Source organism: Sphingomonas sp. Leaf30, from assembly GCF_001422525.1.
GTDB lineage: Bacteria > Pseudomonadota > Alphaproteobacteria > Sphingomonadales > Sphingomonadaceae > Sphingomonas > Sphingomonas aerolata.
The window spans coordinates 621857-639427 of record NZ_LMKZ01000001.1; the positions used below are offsets into that span (position 1 = coordinate 621857).

A 17571-nucleotide genomic window follows, 5' to 3' on the forward strand; every position below is an offset into this window, starting at 1 on the left:
TCGGGATGATATCGATAGCGCTATCACCACACAATGGTGGCCGGACGGTTTTTCCTTGCGATCGGCGGTTGTGGGGAAGGTGAAAGGTAGGCGTGATAAATCACCGCTGCAATGCGCACAGACTTTGCTGCGGTGCGGCAATGTCGAAGGGCGTGCAGGCTCAGAATTTTGGCGAACATCATTGTGAGCGATGGCAGGCGTTGCTGGTTCATCTGCCGCATCCGGCCGCCGGGTGAGTCTCGCTGGTCCGGCTGTACTTGCGTAGAGCGTCGGCCGCGATCGTCGCTTCTGTAGAGACAGTGCGGACCGTGCGGCTCGCGGCGTGGCGAACCGTGTCTCCGTGCGGCGTGGGGCGCTGTGTCGGTTTGGGACAAGCCATTGCCCTTTTTGTAACGATCTGACCATGGGTCGGACGACGCGACGACAGCAGTGGGGCCGCAGGATGCCGGATTTCGCAAGAGACTGTTTGAAAGCCAGAAATGACGGCCGTCTCGCCGCGAGCGATCCGGTCGCCCATCTCGCGCTTTGCCCCTATGACGAGATTCGCGATCCAGTGCTGCGCGCGATGTGGCAGGACGGGTTTGTTGTCACGCGTCTATATGGGTCAGAATCTTAACTCAGATTACACGGCCGTGACGGCGACCGTGACGGCGGAAATCCGCGATGCCGATGCCGGAATAGTATCCGCAGCCGTGCGACGGCGCCCGGCATGCGCAACCTCTCTGGCCGGTTAAGCAGCGTTTTAAGCAGGTTGCGGCCGGAGGCAGGCCATTTATCGTCACGGGACATCGTGAAGAGGAATGAACGGCAGACCCATGCCAGACCAAGACCCGACCCCCGACTATGAGCGGCTGACGATCGACGCGCTGGCCGCGGCCGCGGCTGCGGAGACCGACGAACAGCGTCACCTGCTCCTCGATCAGGCGGCGATCTACGCCGCGCTCGGCGAGAAGACCCGCGGCTATGCGCTGACTGGGCGCTAGACGCTGTCGGGGCCGCATCAGCCCCAGTCTTCGAGCTTGCCCAAGGCCGTGCGCGGCACCGCCGTGCCGAAGCGATAGGCCTTCGGACGCTCGGGATCGGTGAGTCGGTTCGCCGCGAATTGCTCGATCCGCGCGGACAGCCGGGCGGGGTCCTGACCGGGGTGCGGCACGACGAACGCCTTCAACCGGCCATTGCCGTGCAGCCGCACCGCGACATCCGCGACACCCTCCACTTCCCGGAGCACGCCGGCGACGCGCGACGGCCAGACATTATGCCCGGCGACCTGGACCGCCCCGTCGCGCCGGCCGATCGGTCGAATGACGCGCTCGCCGAGACGCGCGACATGGTCGGGCAGGTCGTGGTGCCGGCCGTCGCGGTCGACGAGCCGCCAGTCGTGTGCGTCGGACGCCGAGAGCTGCCAGCGGGGCAGCAGGTCGTAGTCGAGCGCGGGCAGCGTGCGGATGGCGATACCGCCGGTTTCGGAGGCGCCGTAGATATCGACCAGCCCGGCAAGCCCCGCCGCGAGCAGCATGGCGGCGACGGCGTCGTCGAGCGGCCCGGCGGAACTGACGCCGACGACATCCCCCGGCCAGCGGCGCGTCATCCGTGACAGCGCACGCCACTGGTCGGGCACCGCGACGACGAGGTCGCCCGCCTCCAGCGACAGCGGTGCGCCGATCGTCCGCACGACGACGGGAACGCCCAGCGCGTCGGGCAGCAGCGCGGTCCAGACCAGCCCGTAGAGATGATCGGCGGGGACCAGTGCGACGACCCGGCGCCGATCGGCGAACCGTGTCGCGAAGAAGGCTGCTTCCTCAAGCAGGTCGGGGACGGCATGGACGCACAGGCGCGGGCTGCCGGTCGAGCCGGACGTCCGCACCGCGATCCGCCCGGGGCCCGTAGCGTGCGTGCGCAGGATCCAGTTGGTCCAGGCGCCGACCGTCTGCGGCGGACCCTCGCCGAGCGTGTCGTCGTCGAGGTCGAACGCCTCGGCCAGCGCCCCCAGCGCACCCAGCTGCTCCATCGAATCGAGCCCGAGGCCCTCGTCGCCGATCGGCATGGTGTCGGGCCAGTCGCCCCGTGTCGCAGCCGGCGGGGCCGGATCGAGCAGCCGTGTCATCTCGGCCGCGACGACCGCGCAGGCGATGCGGTGCACCGCGGCGCGCGACAGTCCGGGCCGGGTCACGCGGTCGCGGTCTCGCGCGAGCGGACCCGGTTCCGTCCGGCATGCTTGGCGGCGTAGAGGCGATCATCCGCGAGCGCGAGCAGCGCATCGATCGAACCGTCGGTTTCGTTGAGCGTGGCGCAGCCCAGGCTGGCGGTCACGTGCAAGCCACCGCGCGGCGTGTCGACCGCGATCCCGGCGATCGCCGCGCGCATCGCCTCGGCAAGCGCCGCCGCCTGATCCTCGTCATAGCGCGGCAGCAGGACGCCGAACTCCTCGCCCCCGAGCCGCGCGAATATCCCGCAGGGCGGGAGCAGCGCGGTGCAGACATCGGTAACACGGCGGAGCAGCGTGTCGCCGACCGGGTGGCCATGCGTGTCGTTGACCGCCTTGAAATGATCCAGGTCGAGAACGATCAGCGACAGCGATTGCCGCAGCTCGCGCCAGTGCCGCTGTTCGCGTTTCAGCACCTCGCCGAAATGCCGTCGGTTGGCGGCGCCCGTCAGGTGATCATGATTCAACAGGCGGCGCATGTCTTCCGCCGCCTCGCCACGCCGCGGCACGTCGCGCAGGATGACCGAGAAACCGGAGGCGCGGGGCTCGCCCCGTTCGGATCGCGCGACGACGAGCCGCTGGCACCAGTAGCGCTCGCCATCCGCGCGCTGCTGCCATCCTTCCTGGAGATGCCAGCCCTCGCGGGCGGCGATAAGCAGTTGCTCGTCGAGGCGAAGATCGCCGCCGCTCGCCTCGCTGCCGCCGATCTCGGCGAGGTGGCGTCCGATGACATCGGCGGCGGCGTGTCCGGTCTGGCGGGCGAAGCAGGCGTCGGCGGACTGGATCTCGCCGCTGGGGGTGATCGTCAGCGCGGCATAATGGCTGACGCTGTCGAGCAGCGTGGCAAACCAAGTATCCGCCTGACGCAGCCGCGCCTCCTGGGCGACCTGTTCGCTGATATCGGACAGCGTCGCCATCAGCCGATCGGGGCCGAGCTTGACCAGGGTGCACGCCAGCACCTTGGGCGCGGTACCGCGGCGACGCGTGGCGAGATCGACGAAGATCCGGTGGCCGTCGCAGATCCGGCCCGTCGCCGGCGCATAGGCCGCGACGATGCTGCGCAATTCGGGCGCATGATGTTCGAGCGCGGCAAACAGGTTACCGGGATCGCGGGCCCCGGCGAGCGGCAGGAGATGCTGCATCGCGTGCGGGTTCATCATCGCGATCGTGCCGCTGCTGTCGCACTCGATCAGGCCGACGGGGCAGGCGTACAGAAACTCGAGAAGCTCTTCCTCGCTCGACCTATCGCTCATCGAAGCGGCTTAGCGTTCGATGAGGATATAGCGGCGCGCAATGCCGGGTGCCGCGAGCAGACGCAGCCGGACCCTGGTCGGGCGCATCCGCAGCGTGAGGACATAGGGGACGATGTCGTCGATCTCGGGCTCGTCCTCGAACCGCTGCGCGACCATGAAATTGTTCATGCACTGCGCCACCGCATCGAAGAACGGCACGCCCATCACGGTCGCCGGATCCAGGCCCGACATCCGCGCCTCGGTCGCGTTATAGACCTGGACGAGCGTGTCGGCTTCGAACCCGACCACCCCGAACGGCAGGGTGTCGCGGTCCTCGACGCGCATCGTGTCGAGCTCGGGCAGCGCGACATTATCAAAACTGTATTGTTCCAGTACCATAGCCACGGTCTCCCTGCGACAGCGCTATGGGGCGGCGGGGTTAAGTATAGCCTAAGATCGGCTGTTTCTTACAACGGCACGCACGTGACGCGCGCCTCGACCGCGAACCGGACGAGCTGCGCCAGGCTCGTCGCGCCCGTCTTGCGCATGAGATGCTCGCGGTAGGTTTCGACCGTGCGCGGGCTGATATCCAGCCGCGTCGCAATCTGTTTCGCGGTCAGCCCCTCGACGATCTGGCGCAGGACCTGGCGTTCGCGGTGCGAGAGCGAGGCGAGGCGCTGCTCGAGCAGGGTCGATTGCAGGATCCGGTCGCGGACCGCCGCCACCGCGCCGAGCAGCCGCTGCGCCTCGAACGGCTTTTCGAGCAGGTCGGCGGCGCCCGATTTCATCGCCGCTACCGCCATTGGGATATCCGCATGACCGGTGACGAGGATCACCGGGTCCGACCGGTCGAGCGACGGGAGGGTCTGCAACAGCTCGAGACCGCTGAGGCCGCCGAGCGCGACGTCGCTGAGGATGATTCCGGGCGGAAGCCGCGGAAGGTCGCGGATGAACGCCTCGACGCTGGGAAAGGATCGGGTCTCGAAATCTTCCAGCGCGAGGAGCATTTCGAGCGAGCGGCACATCTGGGGCTCGTCATCGATGATGTAGATCGGCCGGTCACGCGGCATGGGCGACCATTTCTCCACTGGACCCGATACCAGGACGTTGCGGCAGCGAGACGCGGAAGGTCGCGCCGCCGTTGCTGTTCGTAGAAGCGGTGATCGTCCCCTCATGCGCGTCGACGATCGCGCGGCAGATGGCGAGCCCGACGCCGAGGCCATGGGGCTTGCTGGTCCGGAACGGGGCGAAGATCGCCTGTTCCTGGCCGGGTGCGATGCCGGGGCCGGTGTCCGAGACGGTGATCGTGCACTGCCCGTCCGGTCCCGAGACGGCGCGCAGATCGATCACACGGATCGCCGTGTCGGACACCGCATCGGCCGCATTGGCGATCAGGTTGAGCAGGACCTGCTGGATCTGGATCGCATCGATCCACAATTCGCCGAGATCGGGCGCGATACTGACCTTCAGCTCCGCTCCGGCCTGACGGACCGCGAGCATGCCGAGCGTGGCCCCCTCCGCGATGATGTCGCGCGCATCGACCCATTGCGCCTGTAACGGGCCACGCTCGACGAACCGGCGCAGCCTTTTGAGCACGGCGGCCGCCCGGAAGATCTCCTGGACCGCGCCGTCGAGCGCCGCGCCGACCTCGCCTACGTCGCGGCCGCGCGCCAGCGCCGCCTGCGCGACGGTGGCGAAGTTCGCGGCGGTCGCCAGCGGCTGGTTCAGTTCATGCGCGATCGCCGAGCCGAGCTGGCCGAGCGCGGTGGCGCGCGCGAGCTGGTGGAGCTCCGCCTGCAGCAACCCGAGCCGTTCGGCGGCGGCGACCTGTTCGGTCTCGTCACGGAGATGGAGCGTACGCAGCCCGGTCGCGGCGAACGGCAGTGGGCCGCTCGACAGCGACAGCGCGAGACGCGTGCCATCGGCGCGGCACAGCTCGTGTGCGGTGGCGGTGTCGCCGGACAGGTCGGGCAGGCCGGGGAGCAGGTCGGCGAGCCGGAGGCGTCCGCCATCGGGGTCGGTGATCCCCAGGATGCCGCGCGCGCTCCGGTTGATCGCGAGCACGTCGCCCCCCGCGTCGACGATGAGCATCGCCGCGGGGGTGGTGTTGAAGATCGAGTGGAGACAGAGTTCGCGCTGGTGCGACCGGCCCTGCGCGAGGCCGGCGCGCTGGCGCAGCAGCGTCATGCGACCGCCGAACAGCGCGAGGATGATCGCAAAACCGGTCACGACCAGCGTGTTCAGCGGCGTCACGAGCGGATGGTGCGCGCTGAACACCAGCGCGGTGGGAATCGTCGTCGCGGCGCCCACGCACGCGGTCAGCGCACCCCCCAGGACGGCGCCGATCGCGATCGCCGCCAGCGCGAAGGTGAAGGGCAGGTCGATCCCGAACAGGTGGCGACCGACCGCCGTGGCAACCAGCGCGGCGCTGCCGAACCCCACGCCCTGCAGCAGGTTCCAGCGCCAGTCGGACGCGGTCTCCTGCTGGTCGACGATGGCCCATAGCCGCTGCACGATCGCTCCAAATTCGAATCCGCCGGAAAGAACCAAAATGCTACGCTTTCCGCACAGGGGTTTCCAGACACCGGCCGGGGTCTTCGTGCAGTGCAACCGTCTCAAATTGAAGCAAAGCCGGTGTGGTGGTCATGGTGTGCCAAGCCTGAACAGACTGTCCGGGGTCCGTATCCGTACGGACTTGCCTAAGACCCGGCGTGGTCGCAGCCTCGGCCAATGGTCTAGGCAGCTTTGGTAAGATTATCGCGTAATATTACAAAAACATCCAATGGAGGGGCGTCATGAATGAGCAGATCATTCGCAATGATGAATTGGATAGATCCAACGCTATTGTCGCAAGCAATGCCGAAATATTCCGCTACGCCATATCGAGCATTCTCAGCCAGCAGCATCTAGCCGATACGGTTCTGACGACATCGAACTGGAGCAGCGTCCAGGCGCATCTCCTGAGGGCGCACTGCACCAAGCTCGCCGTCATCAATACCGATGTTCTGAACGGCCAGGGTCACGGGATGATGCGCCGGCTGCGCCTGTCTTACCCGCACCTTCGGATCATCGTCGTCGGGCAGACGCGCGAGCGGATGAAGATCCTGTCGCTGATCAGCGCCGGTGCGCACGCCTATATCCTCGAATCCATGCCGATGGACGAGATCGCCAAGGCGGTGCGGATGGTTGCCGCGGGTCACATCTACCTGCCCGACATGGTCGGCGACCTGTCGATGCCCGAACCGGAGTCGGCACGGCCCGCAGGCGCGCTCACCCGGCGGCAGCAACAGGTGCTGCAACTGCTCGTCGGGGGCGCGTCGAACAAGGAGATCGCGCATGCGCTCAACCTCGCCGAGGGGACGATCAAGGTGCATCTGTCGGGGCTGTTCAAGGCGCTCGGGGTGCACAACCGGACCGGTGCGGTGGCGTCGGTGCATGCGCAGGCCTATTGACCCGGCCTGCAGCCATGCCGCGCGGCGACCCGCCCGGGCCCTGCATCGTCCATGGTCTTAGACCGAGCGGCCTACTTGATCCTGCGGCAGCGTCTGGCACCTAAATACCGGGAAATCGGGCAGATATTGCGCTGCGCGAACGTCATGGGGATAGTCGATGGAGCGCCGGGACTTTCTGAAGATTGGGGCCGGCGCAACGACGGTGGCGCTCGCCGCGACGGCGCAGCAGATGATCACGCCGACCGACACGCCGCTCAGCAGCCCGGCGCCGACGCCGATGTCGCTATCGGGCTCGTCCGATCTTGCGCAGTCGCTCCGGCTGGTCATCGAGCCGGTCGAGAAGGAGATGATCGACGGCAAGATCGTCTACATGGTGTTCTATTTCCACGAGAGCGGCCAGCCACAGCCGGTGTTGCGGTACCGCGAGGGCGAACCCGTCTCGCTCAGCGTCACGAACAACGACCTCGTCCCGCACGGTTTTGCGATCACCGGCATCCCGCAGGCGACCGTGCCCGAAATCCCCCCCGGCCAGACGCGGCAGGTGCCGGATTTCGTCGCGCCGGTCGGCGGCTCCTATCTCTATCATGATCCGTATGAGCCGCCGCTCAACCGCATCCTCGGGCTGCACGGCGCCTTCATCGTCGACCCTGCGCTGGGCACGACGGTCGCGGGCTCGGCGACGCCGTTCAGCCGCGCGATGCACACGCCGCAGATCGCCGCGGTGTTCGATGCGTTCGGGCGGCATCCGCGCTTTCCCGGCGAGCGGTGGAAGGCGGGGGATCCGGCGCGCGACAAGCTGTGGCTGTTCTCGCAGACCGATTCGGCGATCAACGCGCGCGTGGCGTCGGGCTACCGGATATCGGGCCAGGCGCTGATCGATGCGTTCCTGCCCGATTATTTCCACATCAACGGCCTGAGCGGGTTCGATACCGCGGTCCACGACACCACAGCCAGCGTCGACAGGGCGGCCGCGCAGGCGATCGAGCCGGTCGGGAAACAGGGTCAGCCGACGCTGTTGCGGGTGATGAATGCAGGGCTGTGCACGCATTCGGCGCACATCCACGGCAATCACCTGTTCGAATGTACCGAGGCGGACGCGAGCGGCGTCCCCTATTGCGAGACCAACGTCTACGAACGCGACGTGTGGGTCATGCGGCCGATGGACCGCAAGGACATGATCCTGCCGTTCGAGCGGCCGCCCGACGTGCCGGTCTGGCCGCCGAGGGAGGAGCCGTTCCCGCTGAAATACGTCATGCACTGCCACACCGAGATGTCGCAGACCGCGGGCGGGGGCAATTATCCGCAGGGACTGGTCACGCACTGGACGATGACCAGCCCGATCTACGCCTTCTGATCCGGTCGAGACGATGGGGAATGACCATGGGCGATGAGAGTATCAGTCCGTCGGGGATCGACTGGACCAAGACCGCGGCACAGGGCGTCACCAATTTCCAGACGTTCGGCTGCAACGTCTTCAAGGCAAGCCTGCCGACGCCCGACCGGCTGACGCCCGACATCAGCTTCGTCCGGCAGGTGACGACCAGCGGCAATCTGGTCGCGCCCGACGGGGTACGGCTGCGCTACTGGGCGTTCGAGGATCCGGCGAGCGGCGTCAAATCGCCCTATCCCTCGCCGCTGATGCGCGTGCGGCAGGGGCAGATCGTGCATGTCACTTTGCTCACCGCCAAGCATGCGCACACGATCCACCATCACGGCATCGAGCCGACGACGATGCATGACGGCGTCGGCCATGTGTCGTTCGAGGTGGCAAACCAGTTCACCTATCAGTGGAAACCGTCCAACCCCGGCACCTTCTTCTATCACTGCCACCGCAACACCCCGCTGCATTTCGAGATGGGGATGTTCGGCGGGCTGATCGTCGATCCGCCGGAGGGGCCCGGCTATCTCTATTCGTCGCCGATGGCGAATGCCCCGTACCAGCGCTATCAGGTCGAGCGGCTCTGGGTGTGCGACGACATGGATGCGCGCTGGCACAATGTGCTGAGCAACAACCATGATGCGGGCATGTGCGGCGAAAATGTCGGGCTGAACCGGTTCGAGCCCAAATATTTCCTGATCAACGGTGTGTTCCCGACCAAGACGATGACCGATCAGAAGGTCGCGGCGAAGGCGCGGGTCGGCGAGACCGTCCTGATCCGGCTGCTCAACGCGAGCTACTCGATCCTCAGGGTGACGTTCCAGGTGCCGGTGACCTGCGTGTCGTGCGACGGGCACCGGCTGGGCAAGGAAAACTGGAATGCGCCGATCGTCTTTCCCGCGGGGACACCGATCGAGCTGACCAGCGCCACAAGGCTCGATTTCCTGATCACCGCGACTCAGCGCGGCGCGATCAACGCAACGATCGAATATCTCCACTGGATCACCCGCCGCGTCCAGGACAATGGCCGCGGCGTGGCCAAGACGCAGATTGTCGTATCATGACCACATTCCCGACCCGATCCGCCCCCCCGTCCGCACGTCCCGGCCATGCGACGCATGCGGCAATGCCCACGCAGCTGGGCGGGGCGTTCGACTTTTCCGATGTTGCAGGCCGCCCGATCGGGCCTTCGGATTTTCGCGATCGCTGGACGCTGCTGTTCTTCGGGTACAGCCGCTGCCGCGCGAGCTGCCCGATGGCCATTCCGCGGATGGTGCAGACGGCGGAACGGCTGCGCCAGTCGGGGATCGCGGCGCGTGCGCTGTTCGTCGACATCGACGTGCCGCCGCTCGGTGTGGTGCGCTTCCGCCGGCCGGGCGCGGCGGCGGCTATGGCGCTGCAGGCGCCAACGCATCACGGCCATGGCGAGCTCGATCGCATCGCGGCGATGCGCGCGCTGGCCAAGAAGTTCGACGGGCGGCTGGTCGTGGCGACCGGCACGCGTGCGCAGCTGAACGCGGCGACGCAGGCGTTCAACGTCGCGCGCGAGCATATCCCGCCAAGGCCCGGCGAGATGGGGCACAGCATCAACCACTCCTCGCTCATCTATGTCCTCGCGCCCGACACGCGTGTCGCGGGCTATGCTATGCACGACCAGCCCTCGGTCGCGCTCGAGGACATGATCCGTCATCTGGCACGCCGCCGGGGCTGACCCGGCGGCTCTAGTGTCCAGTATCGTCTCGACCGGCTGACTCGCTCGCCGGATCGGGACCCCGCCGCCGGAACGAGCCCCCCCTCACTGGCGGCGGGGTAGCGCCGCGCATGGCCCCGCTCGACCTCGCACAGACCGGGATCCGAAGCGTGTTCGGGTCCATCGCCAGGCGGAACGCCCGCGAACCCGGCCGTTCGGCCTAGGACAGGGCCTAGGCTGCCAGGGGCCGGCGTAGGTCCTTCATGGGCCTTATCCCGCCGAACGAAGAATGGAAGGTTGGCGTCACGACGTGTGCCGGTCTTCGATCACGACCCGATCACGATCGCTCGAGACGTTTCGCGTTTCGTCATTCAGAGGGGAAATTGCATCATGTCTGGTGACTTTACCGTCGATCTGGGAGATCTGAACTTCATCCTGGCGCAGATCAGGATCAGCGAGCGCAATGCCGCTGGCGAGTCGCTCGCGGATATCCTGGGCCCCCAGGCGCAATTGATCCCCTATGGTCTGCGGACCGTCGATGGCAGCTACAACAACTTGCTGCCGGGCAATGCGGTGCTGGGCGCGGCGGATCAGCTGCTGCCGCGGCTGACGACGCCGGTGTTCCGCAATCTGAACGACGGCGCGACGTTCGGCACCGGGCCCGGCGGGCCGGTCCTGACCAACACCGATTACGGCACGCCGGGCAGCGTGGTCGATGCCGACCCGCGGCTGATCAGCAACCTGATCGCCGACATGACCAACACCAATCCCGCGGCGATCGCCGCCTGGTACGTCAACGCGCATGCGCAGGCGGCCTATGCCGATGCGCATGGCGGCGACGCGCCACCCGACGGCTATATCCCGACCAACGAGGAACTGGCGTCGATCCCGAACCTGTCGCCGGACATCGGCCTGTCGCCGTCGTTCAACGCCTGGATGACGTTCTTCGGCCAGTTCTTCGATCATGGGCTCGACCTGATCACCAAGGGCGGCAACGGCACGGTGCTGATCCCGCTCCAGCCCGACGATCCGCTCTATGTGCCTGGCGGCCCCAACTTCATGCCGCTGACCCGGTCGACGCAATATGACGCCAACGGCAACCCGGTCGTCGGCGGGACCGAGACGGTCAACACGACGACGCCGTTCATCGACCAGAACCAGACCTATACCTCGCATGCATCGCATCAGGTGTTCCTGCGCGAATACAAGTTCTCGGTCGATTCGGATGGCGACGGGGTGAAGGATTCGCATGCGATCTCGACCGGGCGGCTGCTGGACGGCGCGATCGGCGGGATGGCGAACTGGGCCGAGACCAAGGCGCAGGCGCTGACGATGCTGGGCATCCGGCTCGACGACTACGACGTGCACAATGTGCCGCTGCTGCTGACCGACGCGTACGGCCGGTTCATCCCCGGCGCGAACGGCTATGCGCAGATCATGCTGAAGGACGGCACGCTGCTCGAGGGGACGGCCGAGGGCGTGGCGGTGCCCGCGAACGCGTACTTCACCGGCCACGCGTTCCTCAACGACATCGCGCATCATGCCGAGCCGGTGCTGGTCGACCTCGATCACAATCCGGCGACGCCCGCGGTGCGGCAGACCGCGGACACGGATATGCTCGACTTTAATGGCGACGGCGTGTCCGACGAGGCCGATCTGGTCGCGGGCGAGGGGCGGATCGTCGATGTGGATGGCGACCACGTGATTACGCTCGACGACCTGCGCGACGTCAATCTGGACGGCGTGATCAACGCGCGCGACCTGATCGCCGACGACAACAACCCGTTGACCTATGACGACGAGATGCTCGACGCGCATTTCGTCACGGGCGACGGCCGCGGCAACGAGAATATCGGGCTGACCGCGGTCCACACGGTCTTCCATTCCGAGCACAACCGTGTGGTCGAGGCGGACAAGCTGACGATCATCGCATCGGGTGACCTTGCCATCGTCAACGAATGGCTGCGCCCCGCAGCCGACGGCACGCGCACCGCGATCACGCAGGCGGAGCTCGATGCGATCGAGGCGCTGACCGGGACGGCGAAGACGCAGGCGATCGCCGCGCTCGACTGGGATGGCGAGCGGCTGTTCCAGGCCGGGCGGTTCAGCACCGAGATGCAGTATCAGCATCTGGTGTTCGAGGAATTCGCGCGCCGGATCCAGCCCAATATCGATCCGTTCATCTTCAGCAACACCGCCGACATCGACCCCGCGATCACCGCCGAGTTCGCGCATGCCGTGTACCGGTTCGGCCATTCGATGCTGACCGACACGATCGAGATCACCGATCCGACGCTGTCGACCCAGTCGCTGAGCCTGGTCGAGGCGTTCCTGAACCCGCAGGCCTTTGGCGAAGCGGGTCTGGATCCCGTCACCGGCGAGGAGGATGCCGAAATCGCCGCCGGCGCGATCATCCGCGGGATGACGCGCGTCGAGGGCAGCGAGATCGACGAGTTCGTGCCGGATTCCCTGCGCAATTTCCTGGTCGGGCTGCCGCTCGACCTTGCCGCGCTCAACATCGCGCGCGGCCGCGATGCGGGGGTGGCGGCGTTCAACGTGGTGCGTGCGCAGCTCTACGCCTCGACCAACGATTCGCAGCTCAAACCCTATACGAGCTGGCTCGACTTCGCGCAGAACATCAAGAACCCACTGTCGATCGTTAATTTCATCGCCGCTTATGGCACGCATCCGCTGATCACCGGCGAGACGACGCTGGAGGGCAAGCGCGCCGCCGCGACCCTGCTGGTGATGGGCGGCGCAGATATCGTCGTGCATGCGAATGCCGCGATGGGCGTCGAGGAGCATGTGCTGCAGGCCCCGGCCGATCGGCTCAACTTCCTGCAGAGCAAGGGCAACTGGGCGCCCAGCATCGTCGACGGGGTCAATAGCCACGAAACCGGGCTGAATCTGGTCGATCTGTGGATCGGCGGTCTGGCCGAGGAGAAGATGGAATTCGGCGGGATGCTGGGTTCGACGTTCAACTATGTGTTCGAGCACCAGCTCGAAAGCCTGCAGAACGGCGACCGCTTCTATTATCTCAGCCGCACCCAGGGCATGAACATGCTCAACGAGCTGGAGAAGAGCAGCTTCGCCGATCTCGTCATGCGCAATTCCGACCTGGGCGACGTGCATTCGACGCATGTCGACGGCCAGATCTTCAACACCGCGGATTATATCCTCGAACTCGATCCGCTGACGCCGCAGGTCACCAATATCGGCGAGGACGGCACGTATCTGGCGGGCGGCACGTTCGATCCGGTCTGGGAGGACAGTTTCCAGCAGGCGTTCGACCCCAAGGTGGTGCGGATCGCCCCGGGCGAGGACGTCGACGGCGACGGCCATGACGATGGCGGGATGCTCAAATATAGCGGCGGCGAGCATGTCGTGCTCGGCGGGACCGAGGGCAATGACCGGCTTTATGGCGACAAGGGCATCGATACGCTGTGGGGCGATGGCGGCGACGATTACCTGAACGCGGGCACGGAGTCCGATCAGGTCTATGCCGGTGACGGCGACGACATCATCGAGGATCCGTTCGGCGACGATTTCCTGCGCGGCGGCGAGGGCAACGACGTCGTCAGCGGCGGCTCCGGGCTCGACATCATGTTCGGCGGCGGCGGCAACGACTTCATGGTCGGCGGCACCGATGCGAAGGAGATGTTCGCAGGCCGCGGCAACGACTTCCTGCTCGGCGGCAGCGGCAGCGACGGTCTGATGGGCAATGAAGGCGACGACTGGATCGAGGGCGGCGACGGCTTCGACAGCGTGACGGGCGAGAATTCGAACCTGTTCTTCAACAGCCCGATCATCGGCAACGACATCCTGAACGGCGGCGGCAACGACACCGATTATGACGGGGAGAGCGGCGACGACATCATGATCCAGGGGGCGGGGATCCAGCGCAACAACGGCATGGCCGGGTTCGACTGGGTCATCCACCAGGGTGATACGACCGCCGCCAATTCGGATCTCGGGCTGAGTGCCGCGGTCAACCAGCAGGCGTTCACGCTGCGCGACCGCAACGACCTGGTCGAGGCGCTGTCGGGGTGGAAATATGCCGACACGCTGACCGGCCGGCAGATCCCGCTCGGGCTCGTCAGCACGGGCGCCAATTTCCCGGACCTGCTCGGCGACGACAATCCCCGGATCCTCGGCAACAACCTGTACGAGGACGGCGTCCGGCTCATCACCGGGCTGCGCGAGCTGCTGAGCTTCAAGACCTGGGATGCGAGCGATGCCGACGCGCTGGTGATGGACGGCAGCACGACCGACGACCTGCTGATCGGCGGCGGCGGCGCGGACGTCATCAAGGGGCGCGCGGGCAACGACGTCATCGACGGCGACGCCTATATGCACGTCTTCATCAGCGTGCGCGAAAACAAGGACGGGTCGGGTGCCGAGCTGTTCCGCGCGGATTCGCTGACCGAGATCCAGGCGCGGCTGCTGAACGGGACGATCAACCCCGGCCAGCTCATCGCGTCGCGCGAGATCGTCTACCGCGAGACCGTCAACGGCTATGCCACGGGTGCGGCGACGATCGGGTCGGGGATGGATACCGCGGTCTATATCGGCAACCGCTCCAACTTCACGATCACGCTGCGGCCCGACGGGCGGGTCAGCGTCGTCGACAATATCGGCGACGAGGGCAGCGACATGCTGCGCAATGTCGAGCGGATCCAGTTCGCCGACAGCGTCGCCGAGATCAACCGGCAGCATGTCGGCAGCTTCGGAATCGATAACGTCGAGCCGGAAATCGATCAGGTGCTGACGGTCACGACGGGCAGCTTCATCGATTATGACGGCACGACGAGCTTTGCGCGGCAGTGGCAGCGTCAGGTCGAAGGGACGTGGGTCGATATCGCGGGGGCGACCGACGACACGTACAAGGTCACGGTCGACGATATCGGCCAGCCGCTGCGCGTCGCGACCAACTATACCGACAATCGCGGGTTCAGCACGCAGGGGACGAACCAGCCGGAGGCGGTGGTCTATTCCGACGCGACGATGGCGGTCGCGATCCCCGATTACGCGATCCTCGGTGACGAGGAGGCCAACGCGCTCACCGGCACGGAGGACGCCGACCTCGTCTTCGCGCGCGGCGGCGATGACACTTTGCTCGGGCTGGACGGAGACGACCGTCTGTTCGGCGAAGACGGGAACGACAGCCTCGACGGCGGCAGCGGGGCCGACCGGATGGCGGGGGGGCTGGGCGACGACACCTATGTCGTCGATGACGGCGGTGACACGGTCGTCGAGGGCAGCCTGGGCGGCACCGACACGGTGACCAGCAGCATCAGCTACACGCTGGGCACCGAGGTCGAGAATCTGGTGCTCGGCGGCTCCTCGGGGATCAGCGGTACCGGCAATGCGGGCAACAACGTGCTTACCGGCAACGGTGCCGCCAACACACTGACGGGGCTCGCCGGTGCCGATTTCCTTGATGGGGGAGCGGGCGCCGACACCATGGCGGGCGGGCTGGGGGACGACACCTATGTCGTCGACAGCACCGGCGATGTCGTCAGCGAAAGCGGGGGCGACGGGACCGACACCGTCCTCAGCAGCATCGCCTACACACTCGCAACGGGGCTGGAAAACGTCACGCTGACTGGAAACGCGGCGCTGAACGCCACCGGAAACGCGGTCGCGAACATCGTCACCGGCAATGACGGGGACAATAGTCTGGCGGGGCTCGCGGGGGACGACCGACTGACCGGCGGCGGCGGCAACGACCGGCTGGACGGCGGCACCGGTGCGGACGCGATGGCGGGCGGGCTCGGCAACGACACCTATACGGTCGATAATGTCGGTGACGCCGTCGACGAGACCGGCGGCGATGGCGTCGATCTGGTCAACAGCAGCGTGAGCTTCGCGCTGGCGGCCGGGGTGGACAACCTCACGCTGACGGGCAGTGCGGCGATAAACGCGACGGGCAATGCCGATGCGAACGTCCTGACGGGCAATGCCGGGGTGAACCGGCTGACCGGGCTGGACGGCGCGGATACGCTGCGCGGGCTGGCCGGCAACGACCAGCTGTTCGGCGGGGGCGGGGCGGACGACCTCGACGGTGGTACCGGCGCGGACAGCCTGTCCGGCGGCACGGGTGACGACATCTATACGGTCGACAATGTCGGCGACGTCGTCGACGAAACCGACGGCGACGGCGTCGACCTGGTCAAGAGCAGTGTGACCTTCACGCTGGCCGCCGGTGTCGAGAATCTGACGCTGACGGGGAGCGGTTCGCCCAGCGCCACGGGCAACGCCGCCGCCAACATCCTGACGGGCAATGGTGCGGCGAACACGCTGACGGGTCTCGACGGCGACGACACGCTGATCGGGCTGTCGGGCAACGACCGGCTGAACGGCGGTGCGGGCGCGGACATCCTGAACGGCGGCACCGGATCGGACATCATGACCGGCGGCGACGGCGACGATCTCTATAGCGTCGACACGACCGGCGACATCGTCGACGAGATTGCCAGCGACGGTATCGACACCGTCACCAGCAGCATCACCTACACGCTCGGCACCGGCGTCGAACGCCTCACCCTGACCGGGACGGGGGGAATCGCGGGGCGGGGCAATGCCGCCGACAACGTCATCACCGGCAATGACGGTGCGAACGTGCTGTCGGGCTTTGCCGGCAACGACCAGCTGTCCGGCGGTGCGGGCACGGATACGCTCGACGGCGGCACGGGCCAGGACGTGATGTCCGGCGGGCGTGGCAACGACAGCTATGTCGTCGACGATATCGGCGACATGGTCGACGAGACCGGTGGGGACGGTCTCGATACGGTCACCAGCAGCGTGTCCTTCACGCTGGGGGCTGGGGTCGAGCGCCTGACGCTGAGCGGGGTGGCGGCGATCGATGCGACGGGCAGCGCGGACGCCAACATCCTGACGGGCAATGCCGGCGTCAACATCCTGTCGGGGATGGAGGGGGCCGATACGTTGCGCGGGATGGCCGGCAACGATCAGCTGTTCGGCGGTGGCGGCGCCGACACGCTGGACGGCGGCACCGGCGCGGACGTGATGGCGGGTGGCCTGGGCGACGATATCTACATCGTCGACACTCTGGGCGACAGCGTCGACGAGACCGACGGGGACGGCGTCGATCTCGTCACCAGCAGCATCACCTTCACGCTGGCCGACGGGCTCGAGAACCTGACGCTGACGGGCAATTCCGGCGTGCACGGCAACGGCAATGCCGGCGCGAACGCACTGACGGGCAATAGCGCGGGCAATATCCTGTCCGGGTTCGACGGCGACGACCTGTTGCAGGGGCTGGGGGGCAATGACCAGCTGCTGGGCGGCGCGGGGCAGGACCGGCTCGTCGGCGGCACCGGCAGCGACCGGCTGACTGGGGGCACGGGCGACGACGTGTTCGTGTTCGTGACCGGGCAGGGCAATGACACGGTGGTCGATTTCGACTTCGATGCGGCCGGGGGACAGGACCTGCTCGATGTTTCGGGTTGCGGCATCACTGCCGCCAATTTCGGGGCGCAGGTGCTGATCTCGCAGGTCGGCGTCAACACGGTGATCACGATCGGCACGCAGACGATCACGCTCACCGGGGTGAACGCGACGACGATCGACCACAGCGATTTCGGGTTCTGATC

Annotated in this window: 12 protein-coding genes; 6 read left to right on the forward strand and 6 right to left on the reverse strand. The window is 66.7% G+C overall.

What is annotated here, in order from left to right; all coding sequences use genetic code 11:
* Window positions 1–23: 23 nt before the first annotated feature.
* The gene (locus tag ASE89_RS20140) at window positions 24–212 is read right to left on the reverse strand and encodes a hypothetical protein (protein ID WP_146163637.1); all 189 of its coding nucleotides are present in this window, start codon (window positions 210–212) and stop codon (window positions 24–26) included.
* Between the two features lie 603 nt (window positions 213–815).
* On the opposite strand from ASE89_RS20140, the gene ASE89_RS20145 reads away from it, so the two are divergent.
* Window positions 816–983 (forward strand): hypothetical protein, encoded by a 168-nt coding sequence (locus tag ASE89_RS20145; protein WP_156360373.1) that lies wholly within the window; start codon window positions 816–818, stop codon window positions 981–983.
* Between the two features lie 17 nt (window positions 984–1000).
* Here the strand turns inward: ASE89_RS20145 and ASE89_RS03010 are convergent, their stop codons facing one another.
* From ASE89_RS03010 to ASE89_RS03030, 5 genes are all read right to left on the reverse strand, one after another.
* Window positions 1001–2170, reverse strand: coding sequence for an AMP-binding protein (locus tag ASE89_RS03010; RefSeq protein ID WP_056673886.1), 1170 nt, complete (start codon window positions 2168–2170; stop codon window positions 1001–1003).
* Entirely contained in the window at window positions 2167–3456 is a 1290-nt protein-coding gene (locus ASE89_RS03015) for a sensor domain-containing diguanylate cyclase (RefSeq protein WP_056673889.1), read from the reverse strand. Before ASE89_RS03015 ends, ASE89_RS03010 begins: the two co-directional genes overlap by 4 nt.
* Window positions 3457–3465: 9 nt before the next feature.
* On the reverse strand, window positions 3466–3834 hold the full coding sequence (locus tag ASE89_RS03020; RefSeq protein WP_031394610.1) for a phosphonate transporter: 369 nt from the start codon (window positions 3832–3834) through the stop codon (window positions 3466–3468).
* A gap of 68 nt (window positions 3835–3902) precedes the next feature.
* Entirely contained in the window at window positions 3903–4505 is a 603-nt protein-coding gene (locus ASE89_RS03025; protein ID WP_031394609.1) for a response regulator transcription factor, read from the reverse strand.
* The gene (locus ASE89_RS03030) at window positions 4495–5949 is read right to left on the reverse strand and encodes a sensor histidine kinase (RefSeq protein ID WP_156363250.1); all 1455 of its coding nucleotides are present in this window, start codon (window positions 5947–5949) and stop codon (window positions 4495–4497) included. Before ASE89_RS03030 ends, ASE89_RS03025 begins: the two co-directional genes overlap by 11 nt.
* Before the next feature lie 281 nt (window positions 5950–6230).
* Here ASE89_RS03030 and ASE89_RS03035 point away from each other — a divergent pair, with 281 nt between their 5' ends.
* The 5 genes from ASE89_RS03035 to ASE89_RS03055 all read left to right on the forward strand — a co-directional run bounded on the left by ASE89_RS03035 (window position 6231) and on the right by ASE89_RS03055 (window position 17569).
* Complete coding sequence (locus ASE89_RS03035; RefSeq protein ID WP_056673895.1) at window positions 6231–6887, forward strand: LuxR C-terminal-related transcriptional regulator; 657 nt, start codon at window positions 6231–6233, stop codon at window positions 6885–6887.
* 157 nt (window positions 6888–7044) lie between these two features.
* Complete coding sequence (locus tag ASE89_RS20150) at window positions 7045–8241, forward strand: multicopper oxidase domain-containing protein (RefSeq protein ID WP_056673899.1); 1197 nt, start codon at window positions 7045–7047, stop codon at window positions 8239–8241.
* Window positions 8242–8267: 26 nt separating this feature from the next.
* The gene (locus ASE89_RS03045; RefSeq protein WP_168427540.1) at window positions 8268–9329 is read left to right on the forward strand and encodes a multicopper oxidase domain-containing protein; all 1062 of its coding nucleotides are present in this window, start codon (window positions 8268–8270) and stop codon (window positions 9327–9329) included.
* The gene (locus ASE89_RS03050) at window positions 9326–9976 is read left to right on the forward strand and encodes an SCO family protein (protein ID WP_082451205.1); all 651 of its coding nucleotides are present in this window, start codon (window positions 9326–9328) and stop codon (window positions 9974–9976) included. Before ASE89_RS03045 ends, ASE89_RS03050 begins: the two co-directional genes overlap by 4 nt.
* 369 nt (window positions 9977–10345) lie before the next feature.
* Complete coding sequence (locus tag ASE89_RS03055) at window positions 10346–17569, forward strand: peroxidase family protein (protein ID WP_056673908.1); 7224 nt, start codon at window positions 10346–10348, stop codon at window positions 17567–17569.
* Window positions 17570–17571: the final 2 nt, after the last annotated feature.